This is a genomic window from Streptomyces sp. NPDC048278 (assembly GCF_040652195.1).
Classification (GTDB): domain Bacteria; phylum Actinomycetota; class Actinomycetes; order Streptomycetales; family Streptomycetaceae; genus Streptomyces.
Map to the genome: position 1 here is coordinate 91837 of NZ_JBEZLP010000031.1, position 24703 is coordinate 116539.

Sequence of the window (24703 nt, forward strand, 5' to 3'; positions counted from 1 at the left end):
TAAGTCCACCCTAATCGAGGGGCGGCAAGGCGCGCAGGGGGCGCGTCGGCTCACATGGGTGGCCGGGCGAGGGGCGGCGGGCGGGCGGGACGGGGGCAGGGGAGGTGAGGGGGAGGCGTGGTGCGGGTGTTCAGGCGGCCAGCGGGTCCAGTACCAGCGGCTCGATCCGGCCCTCCAGCATCGCCCCGACGCCCTGCACGGCGCACACGTCCGGACGCTCCGCGATGTGCACCGGCATACCGGTGGCCTCCCGCAGCAGCTGGTCGAAGCCGGGCAGCAGCGCCGAGCCGCCCACCATGATCATGCCCCGGTCGGCCAGATCCGCGACCAGGTCGGGCGGGCACTCCCGGAGCACCTTGCCGATGCCGTCCAGGACGGACATGAGGGGCGTCTGGATGGCATCCCGGACGGCGGCGGTGTCGACCCGCACGCTCCGGGCCAGCCCGGTGACCACGTCCCGCCCGTGGATCTCGGTGGAGGCCGGGCCGTACGGGGTGAGGCCGTTGCCGTCCAGGGCCAGTTCGAGGGGGCGCAGCGACTGGTTCGGCAGCATCAGCTCGTGCTCGTGCCGCAGGTGCTGCACGATCGCGTTGTCCACGGCCTCCCCGCCGACGGGCATCCGCTCGGCGCACACGATCGACCCGAGGGAGAGCACGGCGACCTGCGTCGCGGCGGCCCCGCAGACGAGGATCATGCTCGCTTCCGGCCGCTCGACCGGCAGCCCGCACCCCACCGCCGCGGCGATCAGCGTGTCGACCAGCTCCACCCGTCGCGCCCCCAGCCCCACCAGCGTCTCGATGGTCGCCCGCTGGGTCAGCGGGTCGGCGTCGTGCGGGGTGCAGGCCGCCGCCCGCAGCCGGGGCTTGCGGCGCAGCGAACGGCGGATCTTGTCGCCCAGCAGATTGCGCAGCATGCGCTGGGCCATCTCGATGTCGACGACGGTCCCGCCGGAGACGGGCCGGACGACTCGGATGTAGTCGGGGGTACGGCCCGTCATCTTCTCCGCGAACTCGCCGACGGCGATCAGGGCGCCGGTACGCGTGTTCATCGCGGCGACGGAAGGCTGGTCGACGACCAGGCCCATGCCCTTCACGTACACCCGGGTGCGGGCGGCCCCCATATCGACGGCGAAATGGCAGCGGCGCAACTGCTCCAGGCTGACGGTCACGGCGGATCCTCCCGGTGCGCTGGCCGTGTGGGGTGACACCGCCGGACGGCGGCCTGCTTCGCATCCTCCGGGGGATCCGAGCGGCGCGCCTGCGGGGAGGGGCCGGGCGGGGCGCGGCTGAACGGGGGGTTTCCCCGGCTACAGGGTGCGGGCGGCCTCGAGGAGGGGGCGCAGGCCGGGTTCGCCGCTCACGTGGAAGAAGGGGATGTCGGCCTGCCGGGCCGTCGCCCGCTCGGCCTCGGTGGCCCCGACCATCAGGCACTTCGAGGGGCGCACGCCGAGGTGGCGCAGGGCCTGCGACACGACGTGCGGGTCGGTCATCAGCGGTGCGTACACCCCCTCGCGCCCGTGGACGCCGCCGTGCAGGCAGTCCAACAGCCCGCGCCGGCGCAGATACGCGGTCGCCGCGTACGGATCGCAGCCGGTGACGACCGCCAGCTCCAGGCCCATGTCGGCGAGGGTACGGACCACGAGGTCGGCGTCGGCGACGGGCACGGACCGCTCGGCCACCTGCGACTCCATGGCCGTCAGCCGCGCGCGCAGCTCCGGGGAGACGTGCTGTGGGTCCAGCACGGGGTGCCGGCCGAGCGGATCCGGACCGAGCAGCCGGGCCAGGAGAGGGATCTGCCGGTTCACGTCGTCCGGGTGGAGCCGGACCAGCGTGCCGTCGAAGCCGAACATGACCGCGTCCACCCGGCGCAGACGGGCGTTGAGGTCGACCCGCTCCGGACGGACCGGTGGCACCGGGTAGGGGACATGCGTCGCCGTCAGCCGGAGATCCCAGTGGATGGAGAGGCCCCGCGGTGCGTGACGCCCCGGTCCGGTCCCGAGTTCGGCCCGTGCCTGGCCGACATAGGTGCGCGGGTAGTGGTCGGACAGATACCGAAGCCGCTCCCGCAGACAGTTCACGACGGCTTCGGACGAGGTGGTGAGGATGCCGAGGGCGGCCACCTGGAGCGGGTCCGTGATGCGCCATCGTGCCTCTCCCACGGCACGGAAGGGCCCGTGGGAGACGTCCAGCTCCAGCCGGTGCTCCCCGAGGGCCACCTCGTAGTAGCCGGTCGCTTCGGGGATCCGGGTGAAGCTGAACCTGCCGTCGCCCGAGACGTCGTACACGACGGTCCTGGTCTCTCCCACCGGCTCGGGCAGGAGGTCCCCGTCCGGCAGCCGGTAGGGCCCGTGCACGGGTGGAACCCCGGGCGTGCCGTCGTACGGCGGAGGCGTCGCCGGGCACAGCCGGTACCAGCCCTCGGCGGTCCCGCGGCGCAGGGGCAGCAGACGCCGGGCGAGGTCGCTGTCGTCCTCCAGCTCGTCCCGCAGCAGCTGCGGTACGGCGATGATGCCCCGTCGGTCGTCCGCCGCGTCCAGCATGCGCCGGACCGCCGACGGGGCCGGGGCCTCGGCGCGGCCGTCCGGCTGCACGCAGGAGAAGAGCACCAGCCATCTGAGCCCGCCCAGCCTCGACACCTCCTCCTCGCACCGTCGCATCGTGGCGAGGACCAGCGGCAGCCCGGAGACGTCCGGCTCCGTCAGCACCGAGAAGCCGTTGCCCCGGGCGGCCATCACGTACTCGCCGGCCGCCAGCCCGCCGTCCGCCACCAGCCGGGTGACCGCACGGCCGAGCGCCGCCACGTCGTCCGGGTGCCGGGGGGCATCGGCGAACTCGTAGGTGACGAGGGTGCGGTAGGTCGGCGGGGGCGGCCACCCGGCGTGCTCCTCGAAGTCGGTGTCGGGGCCGTCCCCGGTCCCCTCGGGCGGCTCCTCCTCACCCAGCGGGTCCTCCACCGCGAACAGGCTCTCGGGCACGACGTTCTGCGGCAGGGGTGCCTCCCGGCGGGCGGTCGCCTCCTCCTCGATCGCGAAGATCGACGGCAGCGACTCCTCGGTGGGGAAGGAACCCTCCTCCGGTTCGTCGGGCGCCCGGATCTCCGGGGCTGGCGGCTCGTACTCGCCCCTGTCCCCCGGCTGCTCGAACTCGGCCCGCAACTCGTGCCCTATCGCCCGGAGTTCGGGATCGGTGCCGCCGGCCAGCTCGTACTCCTCGTAGACCTCCAGCGCTTCGTCGGTACGACCGAGGCGTTGCAGCGCGATGAGCAGCAGCCTCAGGAGGTCCTCCCGGGAGGGGTAGGTCCGCAGGAGATCGGTGAGCTGCACGGCGGCGCGCTCGTACTCGCCCAGGTCCAGGTCGAGTTCGGCGACCTTGCGGTGCAGGGCGACGCGGAGCCGGAGGAGGCGGATGCGGGCGGTGCGGGCCGCGGGGCCGGGGATGCCGGGGAGGGCCTCGGGGCCCTGCCACAGCTGCAGCGCCTGGTCGATCATGCCCCGGGCGTCGGTGAGCCGGCCCTCGGCCGCCAGCTGTGTGGCCCGGCGTTCCAGCCCCTCGCACTCGAGCAGGTCGACGTAGTCGTCTCCGACGTGCAGGGCATAGCCGTCGGGATGCCTCGCCAGCACCCCCGGGCCGAGAATCCCGCGCAGCCGGGAAACGATCAGGGCGAGCTCGGCCGTCGCGTCCCGCGGTCCCTCGCCCGCATTCCAGAGACCTCTCCCGAGCTCGTCCCGGGTCACCACGCGACCATGCTTGAGCAGCAGCATGGCGAGTACCGCGCCCGCGAGGGGTTCGACTTCCCGGCGGTCGTGGGGAAGGCCCAGGAGCGGCTGCGACAGGAGGTGGTAGAAGCGAGTCCGGTACGAGTCGCCCGCCGCATGCCGCAGGTGCGGCTCCGTGAGCAGTTCCAGCCCTTGCCGCTGGACGCGCAACGACTTCGAGGCCAGCATGTTCAGGGCGTTCGCGTAGACCTCCTGCACGGAGCGCGGAAGGTGTTCGAGCTCCGACGGCGCCAGGGGCGGCGCCGACGGCCGGCGACCCGGTGCGGTCAGCCGCAGCAGCAGGGTCTGCAACGCCCGCAGGTCCTGTCCCTGCCCGGCCGACCCCGAGGTCCTGCCCGGTTCGAACCGGGTGAGCCTGGCGGTTCCGTCGGGCAGCAGAATCACTCCCGGCATGCCGATCGAGCCGTGGGTGAGGCCCGCTGCGTGCAGTGCTCCGACGGCGTCGGCCAGTTGAGCTCCGATCGACGTGACGAGCGGCGCGGACAGACTCTCACCGTCGGTCGGCGCGAGCTTGCTCAGGGCGATTCCGTCCAGCCATTCCGTGACGACGTAGGGTGTCCCGCCGTCGAGCCCGCAGTCGAGGACGGCCGCCACGTTCGGATGCGCGAGCGACCTCAGGCGTCCGGCGTCACCGAGGAACCTCTCGCGCCGGGCCCGTTCCCGGAACGGCTCGTGCAGCCTGACCGTCACCGTCCGGTCGGTCTCGACGTCCTCGGCCAGCCACGTCGAGCCGCCCGGCGAGAGCTGCCGCACCAACCGGTACCGCCCGCCCACCTCATGCGCCACCGGAGCCGCCCCGGTCCCACCCCCCGCCAGCCGCCGCACGCTCTCCGCCCGGACCGTCGCGAACGCCTCGCCCTCGCCCGCCGCGGACGTCCCTCCGGCCACCGGAGCCACCGCCCGGAACTCCCCGGCCACCGACCCCGCCCGCTCCTCGATCAACCCGCCCACCCGGGCCAGCAGTTCGCTCGTACCGCTGCGCGCCGCCCGCGGCAGACTGCGCAGCAGCAGCTCCCGCGCTCCCGGCCGGAACGCGTACGACCCCGGCGGCCCCGGCACCGCCGTCAGCACCCCGCTCAGAATCACCTCCGCCAGATGCTGAGGCCGCGGATCCGGCTCCACCGCCCGCTGCACCAGCCGCATGACCGGCAGATCGGGCCGACCGAGCGAGAGATGCCCCGCCAGCCGGAACGCCTCGGGGGACGCGGTGGCCCGGAACCGCAGGACCAGGTCCTCGGCGGGCAGGCGGGACACGTCGGTACGGGAGTCGCCCCGGACCTCGGCGTCCAACCGCGCGGCCGAGCCCGGGAACCGGGTCCCGCCCGCCGACGCCACCAGCCCCGCCCAGTTCGCCAGCCACCGCGGTCCGGCCTCCAGGACCGGCAGCACCGGCGCGTCTTCCGGGCCCTCCCCCTCGTACGGCGTGAAGGTGAGCGCGGCCGTCGGTGCCGCCGGGAACGGCGCGGACAGCAGGCCGGGCGTGGCCGGCAACGCCGTGTCGCGCCACAGGTGTTCGGGGAGCGGCTGGACCACCGCCAGCGGCATCTGCCCCGCCCACCGCCGCAGGGTGCCGTACCACCGGGCCCCCGCCGCGCCCGGTCGCCACTGCGGGCCCATGCAGTCGCTGATCAGGAGCGTGACCGTACGCCCCTCCGCGGGCGGCCCCACGCCGCGCACCGCACCGTCCGCGCCCGCCCGGTGCACGGCCACCGTCCGGAACACCCCCGACTGGGCCAGTGCCGTGTGCAGTTCGCGGAGCAGCGGGTGCCAGACCGGCATCGTCGGACCGTCGTCGTACACCAGGTTCAGCCGCAACCAGCGTTCGCGTGCGGGGCGCAGGACCGGGAGCCACCACTCGGGGGCCGCGCCGAGACGGGCGATGCGGTCGGCGGTGGCGGGTTCGTCGAGCCGGTGACCGGAGGGGGCGTCCGTGCGGCGTTTGAGGGGGCGCAGGGAGCGTTGCAGGGCCAGGGGGTGGCGCAGCATGGGCGGCGCGGGCGTCAGGAGGGAGGCGTACGGGCCGGGGGCCGGGGTCGGCGAGGGCAGGTGGAGCGGGGTGCGGGCGGGCTCCTCCGTGTTGCCCGGGGACAGGGAAAGGGACGGGGGCTCTGCCGGGTCGGGGTGTGGCGGGGGTGGTGTTCCGGCGGCCGGGTCCGGGGACGGGGGCTGCGCCGGTACGGGCGCCTCCTCCGGGGGACTGGCCTGCTTCCCCCCGGCCCCCTCCTCCCGGCCCATCCGCCCCGCCAGCCACAGCAGTTCGGCCAGTTCCCGGGGCGTCGGGCGTACACCGTCCCCCGCCTGCGCCAGCAGGTCGGCGAGGCGGGCGAGCGGAGCCGGGTGGTCAGAAGGCATCGGTCCGAGTGGCCTCGCCGAGGTACGGCATCAGCTGTTCCGCCAGTTCGTCCAGCGACTCCGTGCTCAGGTCGGAGGACCGGGCCAGGTAGATCGCGTTCAGGAGCTGGTCGGTGGCGAGGTCGCCGCCGCCGACCCGGGACAGGAACCGGGTGATCAGCGACTCGGCGTAGGCGTCCGGTTCGCCGAGGTGGGCGCGGACGATGCCGGCGAGCTGCCGGTCGTCGGGCTGGCGGAGCCGGAGCGTGACACAGCGGCGCAGGAAGGCGGGCGGGAACTCGCGTTCGCCGTTGCTGGTGAGGACGACGAACGGGAAGGCCCGGCAGCGCACCCGGCCGTGCTCCACCCGCACCCGTTCGTCGGTGCCGTCGACCATCACCTCGGCGGTGGGGGAGTGCCGGGCGGCGCGGACCAGCTCCGGGATCTCGTACTGGCCCTCCTCCAGCACGTTGAGGAGGTCGTTGGGCAGGTCGAGGTCGCTCTTGTCGATCTCGTCGATGAGCAGGGCGCGGGGGCGGCCGAAGGGGAGGAGCGCGGTGCCGAGCGGGCCGAGCCGCAGGTGGTCCTCGACGCCGGACTCGGGGACCGGCGCGCCGGGGGCGAGGACCGTGGCCGACTGGCGGGCCGCGTAGAGGCGGGAGAGCGGGTCGTACTGGTAGAGGCCGTCGTGCAGGGTGCTGCGGCTGGTGATGTTCCAGCGCAGCACCGGGCCCAGCCGCAGCTCGCGGGCGACCGCGTAGGCGAGGGAGGACTTGCCGGTGCCGGGCGGGCCGGTGACCAGCAGCGGGCGGCGCAGGTAGAGGGCCGCGTTGACGAGCTGGACCGTACGCGAGGTCGCCTGGTAGGTCGCGGCGCGGTGGGTGCGGTCCGGGGAGGTGGCCGAGGTGTCGTCGGCGTCGGCGGGTGTCGCCAGTTCCGGACCGCCGTCGAAGGCCCGCCAGGGCGGCGGCGCGGGCAGCGTGGTGATGCCGTCGTGCGGCTCCTTCGTACCGGTGTAGACGGGCCACAGGGGCATGGGGGTCCTTCTCCGTTGGGGGCCGCGGGGGCCGCGGGGGCGGCGGGGTCAGGCGACGGGGGTGTGCAGGCTGGCGGGCGGTTCGGGGAAGCAGCGGGGGTCGTCCCAGAGGAGCTGCAGGTCCCTCGCCCAGTGGCCGTCGGGGTCGGTGGCCGCCGCCTCTTCCCGTAAGTGCCAGATCCGGCGCGGGAGTTCGGCCGGAGGGACCCCTGCGACCTGCGGACCGAGGGCGTCGAGGAAGGCGCTGCCCGCGCACGGGCCCGCGTGGTCGGTGCTCGCGCAGCCGGTGCGCGGCCACAGCAGCACCGGGACCGGGACGTTCACGCCGGCCTCGAAGTGCTCAGGGGCCGCGGCGGGCGGCGCGCCGAAACCCGCCAGGCCGGCGTCCGCGTCCCGCAGCCGCTTGCGCAGGCTGAGGGGGCGCTCGGCGCTGCCGCAGTCGACCCGGTGCAGTACCGCCTTCCCCGGACCACGCTCCAGGGCCCGCCACCGCCCGGCCAGCTGATGGCGCAACCGCGCGCTGCGGTGCCGGGAGCGGTCGGTCACCACCAGCGGGTGCGCGCAGCCGAGCGGGGTGGCGTCCTCGGGGCCGCACTCCCAGTGCGCGACCGGTTCGTTCAGCCACTCGCGGGGCAGGACGAAGGTGAGCAGCGCCTCGGCGTCCTGGGCGAGATGGCCGAAGGCGTCGTCGACGCGCTGCTGGACGTACGCCCGCACGTCACCGCGCGGCAGCCGCTCCACACCCACCGGTCGGCGCTGACCCTCCCGGTACGCCGACACCCGCACCGTGACCTGTTCCTGGCCCTCGCCGCTGCGCTCCAGTTCGACGACGATGGGCGCCCAGGCGGCCGGCCGCGCCGGTACCGGCGGCCGCGGCTCCAGCAGCGCCCGCAGCCGGTCGGCGAACCTCGGTACCACCTCCGGGTCGTCCACCTGCCACTGCACGTACGCAGCCGCCTCCCGCAGCGAGGGGAACCCGCCCGCGGGCGGGTCCGGGGCGAAGGGGCCCGCCGCGTCCCGGTAGAGCTGGTCGGGACGGCAGTCCACACCGGCCACCTCGGCCCTCCGTACCAGCGCGTGCAGCAGCCCGGTCGCGGCCGGGGTGTCGGCCTCGGCGGCCGGGACCAGGGCGCCCAGGTCGTACCAGTAGCGGGCCATGACCTCCGTCGGCAGCATCCGCCCGATCCGGACGCCCGCCTCGTCGGAGGCCTGCACGACCATCCCGACCACCCGGTCGTCCGGCAGTGCCAGGGCCGCCCCGCTGAACCCGCCCGCCAGCGGCTGCCCGTGCGCCGACGCGGCCTCCAACTGCAGCCACTCGTCGGCGATCAGCGTCCGGGACACGGCACGGTAGCGGGCCTGCACCCCCTCGCCGTAGCCCTCCGGGAAGCCGTACGCGACCAGGTGCGCCCCGCCCTGCTCCGCCCCCGGCGGCGCGAACCGGGCCGGTCGTAACGGCACCTCGCGGTCCAGTTCGAGTACGGCGAGGTCGCCAGGGTCGGTCCAGCCGCCCGCCCAGCCGCCGTGCACGGCCACGGTCGCGGTCAGCCCGCCCAGGTCCCGGCGGTTCGGGAAGCTCACGGTCAGCGGTGCCCATTCCCGGTCCTGGACGACATGCGCACAGGTCAGCACCGTGCGCGGGGCGACGAGGAAGCCCGCTCCGGACACCGCGCCCCCGCACTCGATCCGGGCGTGCCAGGCAGCGCCGCTCATGTCGCGTCGGCAGCCCCGGAGGCCCAGCTCAGCCGTACCACCAGCTGTCCCTCGGCCGCGCCCTTGGCGATCACAGCGCCCGCCTCGGCCGTCAGCTTCACACCGAACTCCAGCTGCACCGCGTCGGGTTGCAGGGTGCCGTCCCGGAAGACCCGCAGCGCGGACTGGGCCGCCGCCCGCACCCCGTCCAGGGCGCCCTCGAACGAACGGGTGGCCTGCGCGGCCGGTCCCGAACCGCCGTCGCGGGACACCGGACGGCTGCCGGGCGCCCCGTCGGCCGACTCCACGACGACGACGGCGCCGTCCTCGGTCTTGAACTCCATCATCCTCGCCATGCCGCCCCCGGCTCCCCCGTGTCCTCGACCCCGTAACCGGTCCATTGTCACCGAAGGCGACGGCCCGTGTCTGCCCGCCGCGACGGAAAACGCCCGGACGTGCCGTTTCCGCAACCCCGCCCAACACCTTTGCGGTACAGGCCCCGTGACAGGTCTTCGGAAGGGCCGACGAGGATCGGACGGGTGAGCGAGTTGTCGGCGGGGCGGACGGACCGGCGGGAGGTCAGCCGGGTGGCAGGGGTGTGGTGGAGCCGGTCGTGGCGTGGCCCACGATGCCCCGGACCACGCCCAGCTCCACCAGGTCCTGGGGCCGGATGCGCAGCTGTCCCGCGGTGGCCTCGGTCTCCCGCGGGGGACGTTTCAGGATCGCCGCCGCCAGTTCCGGGGCGATGACGGAGAAGTAGCTGTCGGGGGTGGCCCACGTGTTGCCCGGTGCGGCCAGGGCGAGCGCGCCGCCCGAGCCGCCCTCCCCGACGACGAGGGTGGTGATCGGCGTCCGGGCCGCCGCGACCTCCCCGAACAGCTCCGCGATGGCGGCGCCCGCGCCCTGCCGTTCCGCCTCGGCGTCGTTGGCGGCGCCCGGGGTGTCGACGAGGGTCAGCACGGGGATCCCCAGCCGGTCCGCGAGCCGTATCAGGCGGGCGGCGGTGCGGTACCCGGCGGGCCTGGTCGCCGTCCCGGTCTGCGCGGCGAAGGCGACCGTACGGCCGTCCCGCTCGCCGAACCCGCAGAGCATGCCGGCCGGATCCGCCCCGCCGCACCGGTCGCCGGACAGCGCGACCCGGCGGGGGAAGTACGCGTCCAGGTAGGCCTCGGCGCGCGGGCGGTGCGGGGCGCGGGCGCGCCGGACGGCCTCCCAGCCGGTGGCGGGCAGCGTGTCGGCGCCGAGGGCGAGCGGCGGGTCGGCGGGTATCGGGGCGGGCGCGGTCAGCAGCCGCAGCCACAGTCCGAGCGTCTCCTTCAGCTCCGCCAGGGGCACCACGGCGTCCGCCGACCCCGCCGCGAACTGCGCCTCCGCCGTGTACGCGGCCGGGTCGGCGTCCGGCGGGCGGACCCGGGAGCCGGCGAAGCCCACCTGGGCGCCGGGCAGCGCCAGGATCACGTCGGCGCCGGCGCCGAGGGTGGCCCAGCCGCCGGTCGTCGGGTCGCGCAGGACCGCGACCTGCGCCAGCCCCGCCTCCCGGGTGAGCGCCGACTGGCGGGCCACCCGCTGGAGCTGGGACAGGGCGAGCATGCCCTCCTGCATCCGGCTGCCGCCGGTGGCGACCAGCGGCACGACCGGGAGCCGGTGGGCGCGGGCGTGGACGTAGGCCGCCTCCAGCCGGTCCCCGGTCCGCTCGCCGAGCGAGCCGCCGAGGAAGCCGAACTCGAAGGCGATCAGCACGGCCGCCGTGCCCCCGACCCGGGCGGTGCCGACGACGACGGACTCCTCCTCGCCGGTGCGCTCGGCGGCGCGGGCGCGCGAGGCGTCGTACCCCTGCCAGCCGAGCGGGCCGTCGGGCGGTGACCGCCGTGCCGGGTGCGGGAGTTCGGCGAAGGTGCCGGGGTCGGTGACGAGGCCGAGGACGCGGCGGGCCGAGAGCCGCCCGGACGTCGGCTCGGGCAGCGGCTCAGGCACCGAGGGCCCGCTTCATGATCTTCCCCATGTCGTTGCGGGGGAGGGCGTCCAGGTAGTGGACGACGCGGGGGCGCTTGTGCGGGGCGAGCCGCCCGGCGACATGGTCCGCCAACTCCTCCGGGGACGGCGGCGACTGGGGCTCCGCCGGTACCACCCAGGCGACGATCCGCTCGCCCAGGTCCGCGTCCGGCTCCCCGGTGACCGCGGCCTCCCGTACCCCGGGATGTTCGAGCAGCGCGTTCTCGATCTCGCCCGCCCCGATCTTGTAACCCCCGCTCTTGATCAGGTCGGTGGCCTTCCGCCCCACGATCCGTACGTAGCCGTCCGGTTCGCGCACCGCCATGTCGCCGGTGCGGAACCAGCCATCGGCGGTGAAGGCGGCGGCGGTGGCGTCGGGCCGGTTGAGGTACTCGGTGAACAGGTTCGGGCCGCGCACCTGGATCTCGCCGACGGTCTCCCCGTCGTACGCCGCGATCGCCGTCCCGTCCTCCTCCACCAGCCGCAGCTCCACCCCGGGCAGCGGCACTCCCACGGTCCCCGCCCGCGCCTCCCCGTCCACGCGCACGCTGGTGTTCATCAGGGTCTCCGTCATGCCGTACCGTTCGACGACCCGCCGCCCGGTCGCCGCCGCGATCCGCTCGTGGTCGTGGACGGGCAGCGCGGCCGAGCCGGAGACCAGCAGCCGGGCCCGGCCGAGCGCCTTCGCCAGGCCGGGGTCGTCCGGCAGCGCCTCGGCGATGCGGTGGTACATGGTGGGGACGCCGAACAACATGGTCGCGCCGTCGTTCAGCTCGCGGGTCACGCCCTCGGTGTCGAACCGTCCCAGGTGGCGTACGCTGCCGCCGCGCCGCAGCGGCCCGAGGACGCCCAGCACCAGCCCGTGCACATGGAACAGCGGCAGCCCGTGGACGAGCACGTCGTCCCCGGTCCACTGCCAGGCGTCGGCGAGCGCGTCCAGGGTGGCGGCGAGCGCCCGGCGCGGGATGACGGCGCCCTTGGGCGGCCCGGTGGTCCCCGACGTGTAGACGACGAGGGCCGGGTCGGACTCGGCACAACGGTCCTCGGGCAGCGCCCCCACGGCCGTCGCGTCGACGTCGATCCGCTCCAACCCGGCCAGTGCGGTGGGTAGTTCGGCGCCGGGCGCGGCCAGCACGGCGGACGGTGCGCTGTCGGTGAGGATGTGCGCGAGTTCCTTCTCGCCCGACTTCGGGTTGAGCGGTACGGCGGCCCGCCCGGCCAGCAGGGTCCCGACGACGGCCACCGCCGTCTCCAGCTCCGGCGTCGCCCACACCGCGACCCGCTCGGCGCCCCGGACCCGCCCGGCGACGACCCCGGCCGCGGCGGCGAGCTGCCCGTACGTCAGCGACCGCTCTCCGAACCGCACGGCCACTTGCCCGCCCGGACCGTCCACCAGGGCCGGAAACAGAAACGACACGCGACGACTCCTCACCGTCCGGAACCTCGACAGCCTCTTCCTACACCAGCCATCCCCCTCCGAGCCCACCCCACTCGCGCCCGGCACCACGACGTTGATCACAGTGCCGTGCCCGTGGCCGGGACAGGGGTGCCCCGGACGGCTTTCTGCTCCGGTCGGATCTCCTTCCTCCCTTCTCAGCCTGTTGTCCGAAGCCTCCTGTCCGAAGCCTCCTGTCCGGAGCCTCTTATCCGGAGCCTCTTATCCGGCCGAGACGGATGGGTGGGCGGGCGAGAGGACGTCGGCCACGACCGTGCTCACGTTGTCGGCGCCGCCCGCCTCGTTGGCCGCCTCGACCAGCACTCGGACCGCGTCCGCCGGTTCGCCCCGGCCCAGCAACTCCGCGATCCGCTCGTCGGGAACGGCCCTGGTCAGACCGTCCGAGCAGACCAGGTAGCGGTCGCCGGGGCGGGGCTCGTGCAGCTTCAGGTCCGGGGTGTCGGCGGCGCCGCCCGGCAGGGCCTTCGCCAGCAGCATGCGCTGCGGATGGCTCTCGGCCTCCTCCGGCGTCAGCCGGCCCTCGTCGATCAGCGACTGCACCACACTGTGGTCGTGCGTGATCCGGAACAGCTCCCCGTCCCGCAGCAGATACGCCCGCGAGTCCCCGATGTGCACGAGGGCCAGCCGGGACCCGGTCCACAGCAGCGCGGTGAGCGTCGTCCCGACGGCCGCGCTCCCCTCGGCCACCCCCCGTACGGCCTCGGCCGCCGAACGCACCGCGTCCTCCAGGAGGTTCAGCACGTTGCCGGAGGAGAGCTCGGCCGCCTCCAGCGGCTTGAGCGCGGCCACGGCGACCGCACTGGCCGCCGCCCCAACCGGCCCGCACCCGTCGGCGACGGCCAGCAGCCGGCGCCCCGCGTACGCGGTGTCCTGGTTGGACGGCCTGACGTGCCCCCGGTCCGAGCGGGCGGCATAACGCAGTTCCAGCATCTTCGTCGTTTCCCTTCTCGACTCTCCTGACAGGTGGTCGACGAGGAACACGGCCAGGTCCCGCCGTACGGCGGTCTCCGCCTCGACGCGGGCCCAGTACGCCCGCACCTCCCGGGCGGCCGGTCCGGGCGGCAGCGCGCACACCTCGCGGATCCGCGCCAGCGGCATGCCCAGCCGCCGCAGCCAGGCCACCAGCCGGGCGCGTTCCAGCTGCGCGGCGGCGTAGTACCGGTAGCCGGTCTCCGGGTCGACCCGGGCGGGCCGCAGCAGTTCCAGCTCGTCGTACAGCCGCAACGCCTTCGGCGACAGCCGGCACGCCTTCGCGAAGGCCCCGATGGTCAGCCACTCCATACCGGCTCCGCCTCCCGTTCCCCGACGTCCGCCATCGATGCTGGGGCTTCACCGAAGGGGAAGGTCAACGGCGTTCCCGGGTTAGCCTGCCGGAGGAAGGAACGCAGTCGCCGACGACCAAGGGAGCCCCCGCCGTGCCCCGCATAGCCCTCGCCACCTACGACCCCGGCACCGAACCCGGCAAGGACCAGGACCTGCCGGTGCTGCTGCGGGCGCTGGCCGACGCGGGGGCCGAGGCCGTCGCCCGGCCGTGGGACGACCCGGGGACGGAGTGGGGCGGCTACGACCTGGTCGTCATCCGCTCCACCTGGGACTACTCGTGGCGGACGGACGAGTTCCTGGCGTGGGTGGAGCGGGTCGGGAAGGCGACCCGGATCGCGAACCCGCCCGAGGTGGTGCGGTGGAACGCCGACAAGCGGTACCTCGGTGACCTCGCGGCGGCCGGTGTGCCCGTCGTGCCGACCCGGTATCTGGCCCCCGGCGACCCGGCCGCCGAACTGCCCGCCGACCGTGACTTCGTCGTCAAGCCCACCTTCGGCGCCGGCGCCCGGTTCGCCGCCCGCTACACGCCCGGCGAGCACGGGACGGCCGTACGGCACCTGGCCCGGATGCACGAGGAGGGGCTGACCGCGATGGTCCAGCCGTACGTCGCCGGGATCGACGTCAGCGGCGAGCGGGCGCTGCAGTTCTTCGGCGGGCGGCTGCTGCACGCCAGCCGCAAGCGGGCCGTGCTCACGCCGGGCACGGCGTACGACGCGGACAAGGTCGCCCACCCGGACCTGGAGAGCTGGACCCCGACCCCGGCCGAACTCGGCTTGGCGGAGCGCGCGTTGGCCGCCGTACCGGACGCGCCGGAGTTGCTGTACGCCCGGGTGGACCTGGTCGACGGCGCGGACGGGCAGCCGCAGGTGATGGAGCTGGAGCTGGTCGAGCCGAATCTGTTCCTGTTCCTGCACCCGGGTTCGGTGGGCGGGGTGACCGAGGCGATCCTCACCGCGGCTCGTCGATGACCGCGGTGCGCTGGAGCAGGCCCCAGGTGAACTCGGCGACCACCTGACGGCCGTCGGGCACCTTGAAGGTGAGGCCCCAGCGCGTGGGTGCCGTGCCCTCCAGGGGGCGGGCGGGGGCGAAGGCGCGGGCGGCCTCGTCGACCGTGCAGGACCAGGGGGTGAGGTCGTCGTACGTCTCCAGTCTCGGCGCCGGGGCGTCGGGGGCGCGGACCAGCCACTCGTTCCAGACCGCGCCGCCGGGGCCGACCATGACCTCGAAGCGGAGGGTGGGCCAGAGGGGGAGCGGCCACTGCCAGGCCGCGCACTCCAGGTCGCCGACGGTGCGCTTGGTCTCCCACCCGGGCGGGCCGAGGACCGAGCGGTAGCGCGCCGCGGCCGAGCGGGAGCGGGGCGAGCGGGCCATCGCCTGCCAGCGCTTGTTGGCCTCCCGCATGTCCGCGATCGACGCGCCCAGCGTGCGCCGGGCATCCTCGACCAGGTCCGGGTTGTGGTCGGCCATGCGGCGCAGCAGCACCAGCTGGAAGTCCAGTTGCATGCCACCCATGGTGCACGCGCCGCTACTCGGGTTCCTCCAGGCCATTGCCCGTGGAATCCCCGATGGCTAGCCTGTGTTCGTCATGCCGATCGCCTGTTGATATCTCGAACGGCTCCGCAGCTGAGACGCGCGCCGCACCGATATCCGGCGCCTAGACCCAAGGGAGGGGGCCGGACGTGGGACGCCTCGTGCCTGCCGTGACCCGGGCTCTCGACATTCTTGAGCTCTTCCTGGACGGGGACGGGACCCTCTCCGCCCCCGACATAGTCCGCAAACTCCAGCTGCCGCGGACCACCGTGCACGAGCTGGTGACCACGCTCTCCGCCCGGTCGTACATCGTGCCCGTACCCGGACAGCCCGGACGCTACCGGCTCGGCGTCCGGCCGTACCAGCTCGGCAGCCGGTACGCCGAGCAGCTCGACCTCGCCGCCGAGGGCCAGCAGGTCGCCCGGTCCGTCGCCGAGACCTGCGACGAGACCGTCCACGTGGCGATCCTCGAAGGCACCGACGTCATCTACATCGCCAAGGTCGACTCCACGCACGCGGTCCGCATGGTCTCCGCCGCCGGCCGTCGGCTGCCCGCCCACTGCACCTCCGTCGGCAAGATGCTGCTGGCCTCGCTGCCGGAGCCGGAGCTGACCGCGCGCATCCCGGACGACGCCGACCTCGTCGCGATGACCCCGAACAGCATCACCGAGCCGGGCGCCCTGCGCGAGGCCCTCACGGAGATCCGCGCGCGCGGCCTCGCCGTGGAGAGCCGTGAGTCCAACCCGGACGTCTCCTGCGTCGCCGCGCCGGTCCGCGACCGCACCGGCCAGGTCGTCGCGGCGCTGTCCATCTCCGTCCCGATGATCCGCTGGAGCGACGAGCGCCGCGGCGAGCTGGAGCAGCTCGCGGCCAAGGGCGCCGCCGAACTCTCCGAGCGCCTCGGCCACCGGAGCGTGGCATGACGACGGTGACGACGGCGTACGAGGTCGCGGTCGCCGCGGAGGCGACCCTCGGCGAGGGCCCCACCTGGGACCCGGCGACCGGCCGCCTGATCTGGATCGACGTCCTCGGCTCCCGGATCCACACCTACGACCCGGCCGGCGGCCACCGCACGATCCGCACCACCGACCAGCACGTCGGCGCGGTCAAGCCGCGCACCGGCGGCGGCCTGGTCCTCAACCTCCGGGACGGCGTCGGCCTCCTCGACCCCGACGGCACGTTCCGCTGGCTGCACCGCGAGCCGGTCCCGGGCCGCCGCGCCAACGACGCGGCCGTCGCCCCCGACGGCTCCCTGTGGGCCGGCACGATGCGCTACGACGAGGCGACGGGGGGCGGCACGCTCACCCGGGTGGCACCCGACGGCACGGCGACGACGCTGCTGCCGGACGTCACGGTCAGCAACGGCATCGGCTGGAGCCCGGACGGCCGCCGCGTCTACTACGTCGACACGCCGACCCGCCGGGTGGACGTCTTCGACCACGCCGGCGGACTCCCCGCCGGCCGCCGCCCGTTCGTGACGATCGAGGAGGGCGTCGGCTTCCCGGACGGCCTGACGGTCGACGCGGACGGCTGTGTGTGGGTGGCGCTGTGGGGCGGGGCGGCGGTACGCCGCTATACGCCGGCAGGTGAGCTGGACCGCGTCATCAGCCTCCCCGCCTCGCTCACGACCGCCTGCGCGTTCGGCGGCGCCGGCCTGACCGACCTCTACGTCACCACGGCCCGCGTGGGCCTCGACCGCCCACACCCGACAGCAGGCTCCCTCCTGGTGATCCCGGACGCGGGCAGCGGAGTCGCCCAACCGGCGTTCGAAGGCTGACGTCGCTGTAGCGCCCCCTCTTTTTGGGGGCGCGGAGAACCGCGCGATCAGCCCCCACGCGCCCGCAGGCGAAGAACGCCCCTGCCGCGCCAGGCAGCAGACCGTCCGCGGCACCGTCGTGGCTGATCGCGCAGTTCCCCGCGCCCCTGACGGGGCGCTCCTGACGGGGTGCTATTGGAGACCGGCTCTCTTCAGTTCCTCCGCGGTGAGCGGGGGGCCGGGCAGGGGCGGCTTCAGTGGGCCCGCCAGGGCTGCCAGGAGGACGGACGGGGACAGGAGGATCTCTGCGCGGCGCTCCAGTGAGGTCACGTCCGTGACGCGGCGGGCGATGCGGCCGTTGCCGGTGGCGGTGTGCATGAGGCGGGAGACGTAGGCGGCGACGAGCCGGTCCCGGGTCGTCGGCCCGTTCTCCGTGGCGCCCGGATAGAACACGTCCTGCCCGATGGCGAGGTCCCAGGCCGCCCCGACCGGCCGGGCGACCGCCTTCTGGACGCGCCGGGACAGGCCCGGTGCGCCGAGCCCGTGGCGTCGCGTCAGCTCCCGCAGGAGCAGGGCGCTCTGGGCGCCGACGGCCAGCCCGTGGCCGTAGACGGGGTTGTACGCGGCCAGCGCGTCGCCGAGGACCGTGAAGTTGTCGGGCCAGGCGGGCATCCGTTCGTAGAAGTACCGGCGGTTGACGGTGGAGCGGGTGACGGCGACGTCGGACAGCGGCTCGGCCCGCGCGAGCAGGTCGCCGATGAGCGGGTGCGGCAGCCGGTCGCGGGCGAACGGGACGAAGTCCTCGGCGGCGGCGGTCGGTTCGCCCCCGCGGGTGCCGTTGAGGGTGACGATCCAGCGGCCGTTCTCGATGGGCAGCAGGAAGCCCGCCCGGCCGGGACCGCCGTCCCGCGGGTCCGGCTGCACGTTGATCACCGGGAAGCCCTCGCGGGCCTGTTCGGGTGCGAGGTAGAGCCGGCTGGCGTAGGCGAGGCCGGTGTCGACCTCGCGGTGCCTCGGCGCGGGCAGCCCGAGGGCGGCGAGCCAGCGGGGGGCTCCGGACCCCCGGCCGGTGGCGTCGACGACCAGGTCCGCCTCGACGGTCCGCTCCCGCCCGTCGGGGTCCCGCACCCGGACCCCGGTGACCGCCTCCGCGCCGCCGGTGAGCCCGACCACCTCCGTGCCGCCGGCCACCTCGACGTGCCCGTCCGCGAGGACCCGCGCCCGGACCGTCGCGTCCAGCAGGTCCCGGCCGGCCAGCAGCACATGGTGGGACTCGGGCCAGCGGCGGAACCAGCCGTGTGCGGAGAGGGCGACCATGTCCGTGGTGACCGGGGCCCGGCGCGCCCCGGCGTCCAGGAGGGCCGCGGTGATGCCCGGCAGCAGTTGCTCCATCGCCCGTACGCCGCCCGACCAGAGCATGTGGGCGTGCCGGGCCTGCGGAAGTCCCCTGCGCGGAGCGGGTGTCACGGGCAACTCGTCGCGTTCCACGACGACGACCCGGTCGGCGAGGCCGGCCAGGGCCCGGGCCGCGAGCATGCCGGTGTGCGATCCCCCCAGGACGACGGCGGCTCTGGCGGGGGAGGGACGGTCACTCATGCGTGGACAGGCTCTCTGCCGGGACGGTCGCACGGGTGCGTACCGCCGTGATCTCGTCGGGGTGGTGCAGTACCTCGGAGAGGGCCTGGATCTCCTGGAGCAGGTACGAGGTGTCGGTCTCGCCCGTGCCGCCGTCGTCCCGGTCGTGCCGTCCGCTCTCCACGGCCTCCAGGACCGTCACGGCGGCGGCGAGGGCCCGGGCCCGGCCGGGCTCGTGGCCGAGGGCGAGCGCGGCGTCGTGGGCCCGGCCGCGCAGGTTCTCGTCGAGGAACCGGGAGAGTTGCAGGAGCGCGTCGCGGATGTACGTCTCGCGGCGCAGCAGGCGCATCTCGGCGGTGGCGCGCAGGGCGAGCGGTTCCCGGCCGCCGGTGACGCTCCGCATCAGCCGGGCGAGCGGCTTGAGGGCGCGGTGCCGGCGGCGTACCAGCCAGCGGTCGTGGAAGTACTGGCCGGCGTGCGGGACGATGAAGCCGATCGCGACGAACGTGGCGGCGATGCAGGCGGCCGACGGTGCGATGTTCGTGTTCAGCCAGTCCAGGTCGTGACCGGTCCAGCGGGCCACCACGGCCGTGAACTTGGCCGCGCTGAAGAGCAGGTTCGTCGCGTAGCCGATGCCGAGGAACCGGAGCCCCCAGCGCAGCCAGGCGTCGAGGCCGTCGGTGCGGATCCAGTTCCACACCAGCCGGGTGGTGATCGCGCAGGCCACGGTGTGGGCGAGGAGGTAGAGCAGGATCTCCTCGCGCATGAACGGCGTACCGGCGTAGTAGGTGTCCAGGTTCCGGACCTGTTCCACGGGCACGTCGGCGAGCGCGAACAGCACCCACAGGGCGACGACCACGGCCGCGTAGACGCAGACCACCCAGCGGGTCGCGCGCCGGGTCTGCTCGCGGCGGTCGGTGTGGCCGTTGCGCCAGTGCACGACCAGCAGCAGCCAGGACGCGGACAGCGCGGTGATCAGGGAGTACACCAGGGGCGCCGAGATGTTCGGGACGCCCGTGACCCGGTTGGTCCAGGCGATGGTGGCAGGAGCGGCGAAGGCGAACACGGCGCAGGCGAACAGCAGCAGGCCGCCGACGGCGCGCAGCAGCGGGTCCCGCCAGAGTTTGAGGATGCTGGGCAGCTTGATCACCAGGGCCGCGGTCAGCACCAGGCCCGGGAGCCAGAAGGAGATGTACAGCCCGGTGAAGAACGCGGGCGGGCCCTCGGCCAGCGGAGGGTAGGGGGAGTGGGTCACCGCGCTCCGCCTTCACGCCCGCGGTAGCCGAGGGACCGCTGGACCGGATCGGGCGGCGCCTCGCCGCCCCGTCCGGGCAGGAAGGGCCGGAACGCGGCGGCGAGCCGGTGCCCGAAGTCGTCGGCCTCGGCCTCGTCGGCCTCCCGGGAGCCGTTGCGGGCGGCCACGGTCAGGGCGACGGAGTCCCAGCCAGGCCGGCCGGCGAGCGCGTTCGCCACGGCGGCGTGGTGGTGTGCGTGCCGTGCGTGCAGGTGCCACAACTCGTGTCCCAGGATGACCAGTTGCTGCATGGCCTCGGCCCGCTCCTCGATGATCACCAGGTCGAAGTCCTGGAACTCCACCCACAGTCCGGTGACCTCGATCTCGTCGGGGAACCGTTCGAAACGCAGCTCGACGGGCCGCCCGGCGCGTCCGAGGCTCATCTCGTCGCACAGGGCCCGGCACAACTCCCGTACGCCGGCGGGTCTCCGGGGCCTGGCGCGGACGGCGGCGGCGAGGTCGGCGGTGAGCCGGCGCATTCGCGCGTTCGCCCGGGACCGCCGCAGCTCCGCGGCCGGCCGGGAGCGCCGCAGCCTCGCGGCGATCCGGGCCCACCGGTGCCGCGCGCCGGCCAAGTCCATCGCTCCCCCTTCGCACCGCCCCGACGGCGGTCACCGCGCTCGCGTCGGCCCGACCGAGACTACGCGTCCGAGGGCGCCAGTTCGAGCGGTAGTTCACATGACGACGGATGGTCGATGCAGGAAAGTCGCGCCGCACCCATTGACGCGCAAGCGCTTCGATTTTACGGTCCCGTTCGAAGTTACGAGCGCGATCCGAGATTTCGAACACATGGGGACTTCTACAGTAAAGGGCAGGGCATGGGACGACCTGGCCTGAATCGCAGGCAACTACTGGGCACGGCAGGCGGGCTGGCGGTCGCGGGCAGCCTCGGCTTCGCCGCGCTCGGGACCGGCGCCGACGCGCTCGCCTCCGGCGCGGACACCCGGGTGCGCTACTGGAACCTCTTCAGCGGCGGCGACGGCGCCAACATGATCGCGATGCTGGACGCCTTCCGCGAGGAACACCCCGGCATCGACGTGAAGGACTCCACCCTCCAGTGGGGCAACCCCTTCTACACCAAACTCGCCATGGCCGCCGCGGGCAACCGCGCCCCCGAACTCGGCGTCATGCACATGGGCCGGGTCGCCGGCTTCTCCCCGGGCCGCCTCCTCGACCCGTGGGACCTGGACCTCCTCGCCAGGTACGGGGTCCGCGAGGCGGACTACAGCCCCGCGCTGTGGAACCGCGGCGTCATCGACGGCAAGCTCTACGCCCTCCCGCTCGACATCCACGTACAGCTCTGCTTCTACCGCAAGGACGTCCTGAAGAAGGCCGGCCTGCTCGGCGACGACGGCCTGATGGTCCCGGTCACCTCCACCGACGACTGGTTCGACGTCCTGAAGAAGGCGAAGGCGGTGCAGAAGAAGGGCCTCCAGACCATCGGCCTGTGGACCAACGACCAGAACTTCCAGTGGTGGTTCTTCGTCGCCTTCTACACCCAGCTCGGCGGCAAGTGGTTCAACGACGCCAACACCGAGGTCCTCTTCGACACCGACAAGGCCACCCAGGTCCTGGAGTTCTTCCGCAAACACGTCACCGACGGATACGTCATCCCGGGCGCGCCGACCGGCGAACAGTTCATCAACGGCGCCCCCTTCACCTGGGAGGGCAACTGGTCGGTGCCCGTCTTCTCCGGCGCGAAGCTGGACTACGGCGCGACCCCGCTGCCGCCCGTCTTCGGCAGGCAGGCCACCCACGCCGAGTCGCACTCCTTCGTCCTGCCGCACCAGTCGGGCCGCGGCGGCGCCACCAACGAGGCCGCGCACGAACTGGCCGCGTACGTCGTCACGCACGCCGTCCAGTGGGCGGCCGGCGGCCACATCCCCGCGTACACGCCGACGCTGTCCACCGCCGCCTACAAGAAGCTCACCCCGCAGAACGAGTACGCCTCCGCGATGTACCACCAGGCCACCGAGCCGAAGGTGTGGTTCGCGGGCTCCACCGGCGTCCTCGCCCAGGACCTCGGCCCGGTGGTCGTCTCCTCGACGATGGGCTCGGCCAAGCCGCCCGCCGCCGCGCAGACCATGAGGAAGCACCTGGTCAAGCTCCTCGCCTCGAAGAACCCGATGGACGGCAGGACCGCCGCGCAGGGAGGTACGGCCACATGACGACCAGCGCAGAGACCGTCGTCGCACCGGTGCGGGCGAGGACCGCCGCCGCCTCCGCGACCCTCCGCCGCAGGCAGGGCTTCCAGCACGGGGGCTGGTTCGTCGCCCCGTTCCTGGCCCTGTTCGCGCTCTTCGTGGTCTGGCCGCTGCTGCGCGGGGTCTACCTCAGCCTCACCGACGCCAACATCTCCGGCGACGGCGCGAGCTTCGTCGGCCTCGACAACTACCGCGAGGCGCTGCACGACCAGGCGATGTGGGACGCGCTCGGGCACAGCGCCTACTTCACGCTGCTCGTCGTCCCGGCCATCACGGTCCTCGCCTTCCTGCTCGCGATGCTCGCCCACCACATCGAGCGCGGCAAGTGGCTCTGGCGCCTCTGCTTCTTCGCCCCGTTCCTGCTCCCGTCCACGGTCGCCGGCAACATCTGGCAGTGGCTGTTCACCCAGGGCATCGGCCTCTTCAACGACACCTTCGGGCTCAGCACCCCCTGGCTGACCGACAAGTCGTACGCGATGCTCGCCATCGTCGTCACCACCCTGTGGTGGACGGTCGGCTTCTCCTTCCTCCTCTACCTCGCCGCTCTCCAGGGCATCCCCGACCACCTCTACGAGGCCGCCAGACTGGACGGGGCCAACGCCTGGCAGCGGACGGTCCACATCACCCTGCCGATGCTGCGCCACATCACCGGCCTGGTGATCGCGCTCCAGGTCCTCGCCTCGCTCCAGCTCTTCGACCAGGCGGTGGTGATGATGGACTTCGGCCCGGGCCCCGAACTCTCCACCCGCAGTTTCGTCCAGTACACCCTCGAACAGGGCTTCACCAGCTACCGCGTGGGCTACGCCTCCGCGATGTCCGTCATCTTCTTCGTGATCATCGCGACCGTCGCCCTCGGCCGCATGGCGCTGCTGCGCAACCGTGAGGAGGCCACCCGATGACCACCACCCAGATCCGCCCCGAGCCCCGCCTGCGGACCCGCAGGCCCTGGACACCCGGCCAGATCGTCCTCACCCTCCTCGGCGTCGCCGTCTCCGCCGTCTTCGTGGCACCGATCGCCGCGGCCCTGTTCACCTCGTTCAAGTCCGAGGCCGAGGCCGCCGAGATCCCGCCGCACTGGCTGCCCAGGGTGTGGACGGGCCAGGCGTGGAAGGCCCTGTGGCAGACCGGCAACATATCGAACTGGTTCGTCAACTCCCTCGTGGTGTCGATCCTGGTCACGGCCGTCGTGGTCACCGTCGCCGCCCTCGCCGGCTACGGCTTCGCCCGCACCGAGTTCAGGGGCCGGACCGTCCTGATGGGCCTGGTGATGACGGGCCTGATGATCTCCCCGGCGGTCCTCGGCGTCCCCCTGTTCACCACCGTCCAGCAGATGGGCATGGTCGACACCTACTGGGGCATGATCCTGCCGCAGTGCGCTCCGGCGGCCATGGTCTACATCCTCTACAAGTTCTTCCAGGGCATCCCGCGCGAACTGGAGGAGGCCGCCTTCATCGACGGCGCCGGGCGCTGGCGGATCTTCTTCACCATCGTCGTCCCGCTCTCCCGCCCCTCCCTCGCCGCGGTCGGGATCTTCACCTTCATCGCCTCGTGGAACAACTTCCTGTGGCCGTACATGGTGACCAACAACCCCGACCTGATGACCATGCCGAACGGCATCGCGACCGTCATGAACTCCTACGGCATCCAGTGGGCCCAGCTCATGGCCGGCGGCCTCATGGCGGGTCTGCCGCTGATCGTCGTCTTCGTCTTCTTCCAGCGGCAGATCGTGGCGGGCGTCGCCCACACGGGATTGGCCGGCCAGTGAGGAGCCCCGAGTTGATGCGCTTCACTCATAAGGGTGAAGACGTAGGTCGGATCGGCATCGGTGTCTCCTCTGCAGGCAGCGCCGCTGCTAAAGTCCCCCTGTCCGACAACATAGTTGGCGGACCTACCGCCGGACGGGCGGGAAGTCAGGCCGGTGGAGGCCCGCGTAAGACCACGCGAAAATCGTGGCAGCGGCCGTTGAAGCAGGAACCCGCGGATGTGCCACCACGTGGTGCAGGCCGGAATCGCCAGCTCTCGGGCGGGCGAGGACGTCAATGGCTCTACTACGCGGTCGTCTCCTCCTGGGGTACCAACCAGGAGGCGATCGGCGTCGCCACCTCCCCGACCGGCCTCCCCGGCACCTGGACCGACCACGGCCCCGCCTTCACCTCCGACACGACCGACCCCTGGAACGCCATCGACCCGGCGATCACCCGAGCCGACGGCAAGGTCTGGATGGCCTTCGGCTCCTACTGGACCGGCATCCGCATGGTGGAGCTCGACCCCACGACAGGCAAGGCGATCCGCGGCGCCACCGTCGCCCACCTGGCCACCCGCCCCGACGCCCCCTACGCCGTCGAAGGCGCCTCGATCCTCCACCACGGCCGCTACTACTACCTCTTCGCCTCGTACGACGCCTGTTGCGCGGGCGTCAACTCGACGTACAAGATCAGAGTGGGCCGCTCGACAACGGTGACGGGCCCGTACGTCGACAGCACGGGAACGCCGATGCTGGCCGGAGGCGGCGACCTGCTGTTGTCCTCCCACGGCCGCTACGTAGGCCCAGGCGGCGAATCGACGTTCCGCACCCACGGCAAGACCTGGCTGGCCTACCACTACTACGACGCCGACGACAACGGCACCCCGAAGCTGGGGCTGAACCCGCTCGGTTGGACAAAGACCGGTTGGCCGAAACTGACCTAGGGGCAGCCAACCCAGGGGCGCGGGGAACTGCGCGACCAGCCACGATGCACC

Annotated in this window: 18 protein-coding genes and 1 pseudogene; 7 read left to right on the top strand and 12 right to left on the bottom strand. The window is 73.6% G+C overall.

The window, feature by feature from the left end; all coding sequences use genetic code 11:
* Nucleotides 1–130 precede the first annotated feature (130 nt).
* The 8 genes from AB0D74_RS38260 to AB0D74_RS38295 form a co-directional block, all read right to left on the bottom strand.
* Nucleotides 131–1168 carry a rod shape-determining protein gene (locus tag AB0D74_RS38260; RefSeq protein WP_362597350.1) on the bottom strand — a complete coding sequence of 346 codons (1038 nt, stop codon included), beginning with the start codon at nucleotides 1166–1168 and terminating at the stop codon, nucleotides 131–133.
* A 138-nt stretch (nucleotides 1169–1306) separates the two neighbouring features.
* Nucleotides 1307–6127 carry an SAV_2336 N-terminal domain-related protein gene (locus AB0D74_RS38265; RefSeq protein ID WP_362597353.1) on the bottom strand — a complete coding sequence of 1607 codons (4821 nt, stop codon included), beginning with the start codon at nucleotides 6125–6127 and terminating at the stop codon, nucleotides 1307–1309.
* Nucleotides 6117–7142 carry a MoxR family ATPase gene (locus tag AB0D74_RS38270; RefSeq protein ID WP_362597356.1) on the bottom strand — a complete coding sequence of 342 codons (1026 nt, stop codon included), beginning with the start codon at nucleotides 7140–7142 and terminating at the stop codon, nucleotides 6117–6119. Before AB0D74_RS38270 ends, AB0D74_RS38265 begins: the two co-directional genes overlap by 11 nt.
* Before the next feature lie 48 nt (nucleotides 7143–7190).
* Nucleotides 7191–8855, bottom strand: a complete 1665-nt coding sequence (locus AB0D74_RS38275; protein WP_362597359.1) for a trypsin-like peptidase domain-containing protein — start codon at nucleotides 8853–8855, stop codon at nucleotides 7191–7193.
* Entirely contained in the window at nucleotides 8852–9190 is a 339-nt protein-coding gene (locus AB0D74_RS38280) for a CU044_2847 family protein (protein WP_362597362.1), read from the bottom strand. Before AB0D74_RS38280 ends, AB0D74_RS38275 begins: the two co-directional genes overlap by 4 nt.
* 223 nt (nucleotides 9191–9413) lie before the next feature.
* Entirely contained in the window at nucleotides 9414–10796 is a 1383-nt protein-coding gene (locus AB0D74_RS38285; protein ID WP_362597463.1) for a carboxyl transferase domain-containing protein, read from the bottom strand.
* Between the two features lie 4 nt (nucleotides 10797–10800).
* Nucleotides 10801–12243, bottom strand: a complete 1443-nt coding sequence (locus AB0D74_RS38290; protein ID WP_362597365.1) for an acyl-CoA synthetase — start codon at nucleotides 12241–12243, stop codon at nucleotides 10801–10803.
* Nucleotides 12244–12483: 240 nt separating this feature from the next.
* Nucleotides 12484–13563, bottom strand: coding sequence for a MerR family transcriptional regulator (locus tag AB0D74_RS38295; protein ID WP_362597367.1), 1080 nt, complete (start codon nucleotides 13561–13563; stop codon nucleotides 12484–12486).
* A 134-nt stretch (nucleotides 13564–13697) separates the two neighbouring features.
* Here AB0D74_RS38295 and AB0D74_RS38300 point away from each other — a divergent pair, with 134 nt between their 5' ends.
* Complete coding sequence (locus tag AB0D74_RS38300; RefSeq protein ID WP_362597370.1) at nucleotides 13698–14573, top strand: hypothetical protein; 876 nt, start codon at nucleotides 13698–13700, stop codon at nucleotides 14571–14573.
* Here the strand turns inward: AB0D74_RS38300 and AB0D74_RS38305 are convergent.
* Nucleotides 14554–15108: a hypothetical protein gene (locus tag AB0D74_RS38305; RefSeq protein WP_362597373.1), complete on the bottom strand. Its 555-nt coding sequence runs from the start codon at nucleotides 15106–15108 to the stop codon at nucleotides 14554–14556. The two genes, AB0D74_RS38300 and AB0D74_RS38305, sit on opposite strands and share 20 nt — an antisense overlap.
* 176 nt (nucleotides 15109–15284) lie before the next feature.
* On the opposite strand from AB0D74_RS38305, the gene AB0D74_RS38310 reads away from it, so the two are divergent.
* Nucleotides 15285–16058 carry an IclR family transcriptional regulator gene (locus tag AB0D74_RS38310; RefSeq protein ID WP_362597376.1) on the top strand — a complete coding sequence of 258 codons (774 nt, stop codon included), beginning with the start codon at nucleotides 15285–15287 and terminating at the stop codon, nucleotides 16056–16058.
* The gene (locus AB0D74_RS38315; RefSeq protein WP_362597379.1) at nucleotides 16055–16912 is read left to right on the top strand and encodes an SMP-30/gluconolactonase/LRE family protein; all 858 of its coding nucleotides are present in this window, start codon (nucleotides 16055–16057) and stop codon (nucleotides 16910–16912) included. Before AB0D74_RS38310 ends, AB0D74_RS38315 begins: the two co-directional genes overlap by 4 nt.
* A 171-nt stretch (nucleotides 16913–17083) precedes the next feature.
* On the opposite strand, the gene AB0D74_RS38320 is transcribed toward AB0D74_RS38315, so the two are convergent.
* Genes AB0D74_RS38320 through AB0D74_RS38330 form a run of 3 tightly spaced genes read right to left on the bottom strand, consistent with a single transcriptional unit; the run spans nucleotide 17084 to nucleotide 20341 of the window.
* Nucleotides 17084–18487, bottom strand: coding sequence for an FAD-dependent monooxygenase (locus AB0D74_RS38320; RefSeq protein WP_362597382.1), 1404 nt, complete (start codon nucleotides 18485–18487; stop codon nucleotides 17084–17086).
* Entirely contained in the window at nucleotides 18480–19721 is a 1242-nt protein-coding gene (locus AB0D74_RS38325) for an MAB_1171c family putative transporter (RefSeq protein ID WP_362597385.1), read from the bottom strand. Before AB0D74_RS38325 ends, AB0D74_RS38320 begins: the two co-directional genes overlap by 8 nt.
* Nucleotides 19718–20341, bottom strand: coding sequence for a toxin-antitoxin system, toxin component family protein (locus tag AB0D74_RS38330; protein WP_362597388.1), 624 nt, complete (start codon nucleotides 20339–20341; stop codon nucleotides 19718–19720). Before AB0D74_RS38330 ends, AB0D74_RS38325 begins: the two co-directional genes overlap by 4 nt.
* Nucleotides 20342–20578: 237 nt before the next feature.
* On the opposite strand from AB0D74_RS38330, the gene AB0D74_RS38335 reads away from it, so the two are divergent.
* The 4 genes and pseudogenes from AB0D74_RS38335 to AB0D74_RS38350 form a co-directional block, all read left to right on the top strand.
* Nucleotides 20579–21928: an extracellular solute-binding protein gene (locus AB0D74_RS38335; RefSeq protein WP_362597391.1), complete on the top strand. Its 1350-nt coding sequence runs from the start codon at nucleotides 20579–20581 to the stop codon at nucleotides 21926–21928.
* Complete coding sequence (locus AB0D74_RS38340; RefSeq protein ID WP_362597394.1) at nucleotides 21925–22863, top strand: sugar ABC transporter permease; 939 nt, start codon at nucleotides 21925–21927, stop codon at nucleotides 22861–22863. The genes AB0D74_RS38335 and AB0D74_RS38340 overlap by 4 nt, the downstream gene beginning before the upstream one ends.
* The gene (locus tag AB0D74_RS38345; RefSeq protein WP_362597397.1) at nucleotides 22860–23729 is read left to right on the top strand and encodes a carbohydrate ABC transporter permease; all 870 of its coding nucleotides are present in this window, start codon (nucleotides 22860–22862) and stop codon (nucleotides 23727–23729) included. Before AB0D74_RS38340 ends, AB0D74_RS38345 begins: the two co-directional genes overlap by 4 nt.
* 266 nt (nucleotides 23730–23995) lie before the next feature.
* A pseudogene (locus AB0D74_RS38350) lies at nucleotides 23996–24652 on the top strand (arabinan endo-1,5-alpha-L-arabinosidase); the annotation flags it as partial.
* Nucleotides 24653–24703: the final 51 nt, after the last annotated feature.

Bases quoted from the DNA above. Each gene is read 5' to 3' on its own strand.
- AB0D74_RS38265 (WP_362597353.1), bottom strand. From the start codon at position 6,127: ATGCCTTCTGACCACCCGGCTCCGCTCGCCCGCCTCGCCGACCTGCTG.
- AB0D74_RS38270 (WP_362597356.1), bottom strand. From the start codon at position 7,142: ATGCCCCTGTGGCCCGTCTACACCGGTACGAAGGAGCCGCACGACGGC.
- AB0D74_RS38275 (WP_362597359.1), bottom strand. From the start codon at position 8,855: ATGAGCGGCGCTGCCTGGCACGCCCGGATCGAGTGCGGGGGCGCGGTG.
- AB0D74_RS38280 (WP_362597362.1), bottom strand. From the start codon at position 9,190: ATGGCGAGGATGATGGAGTTCAAGACCGAGGACGGCGCCGTCGTCGTC.
- AB0D74_RS38295 (WP_362597367.1), bottom strand. From the start codon at position 13,563: ATGGAGTGGCTGACCATCGGGGCCTTCGCGAAGGCGTGCCGGCTGTCG.
- AB0D74_RS38305 (WP_362597373.1), bottom strand. From the start codon at position 15,108: ATGCAACTGGACTTCCAGCTGGTGCTGCTGCGCCGCATGGCCGACCAC.
- AB0D74_RS38315 (WP_362597379.1), top strand. From the start codon at position 16,055: ATGACGACGGTGACGACGGCGTACGAGGTCGCGGTCGCCGCGGAGGCG.
- AB0D74_RS38320 (WP_362597382.1), bottom strand. From the start codon at position 18,487: ATGAGTGACCGTCCCTCCCCCGCCAGAGCCGCCGTCGTCCTGGGGGGA.
- AB0D74_RS38330 (WP_362597388.1), bottom strand. From the start codon at position 20,341: ATGGACTTGGCCGGCGCGCGGCACCGGTGGGCCCGGATCGCCGCGAGG.
- AB0D74_RS38335 (WP_362597391.1), top strand. From the start codon at position 20,579: ATGGGACGACCTGGCCTGAATCGCAGGCAACTACTGGGCACGGCAGGC.
- AB0D74_RS38340 (WP_362597394.1), top strand. From the start codon at position 21,925: ATGACGACCAGCGCAGAGACCGTCGTCGCACCGGTGCGGGCGAGGACC.
- AB0D74_RS38345 (WP_362597397.1), top strand. From the start codon at position 22,860: ATGACCACCACCCAGATCCGCCCCGAGCCCCGCCTGCGGACCCGCAGG.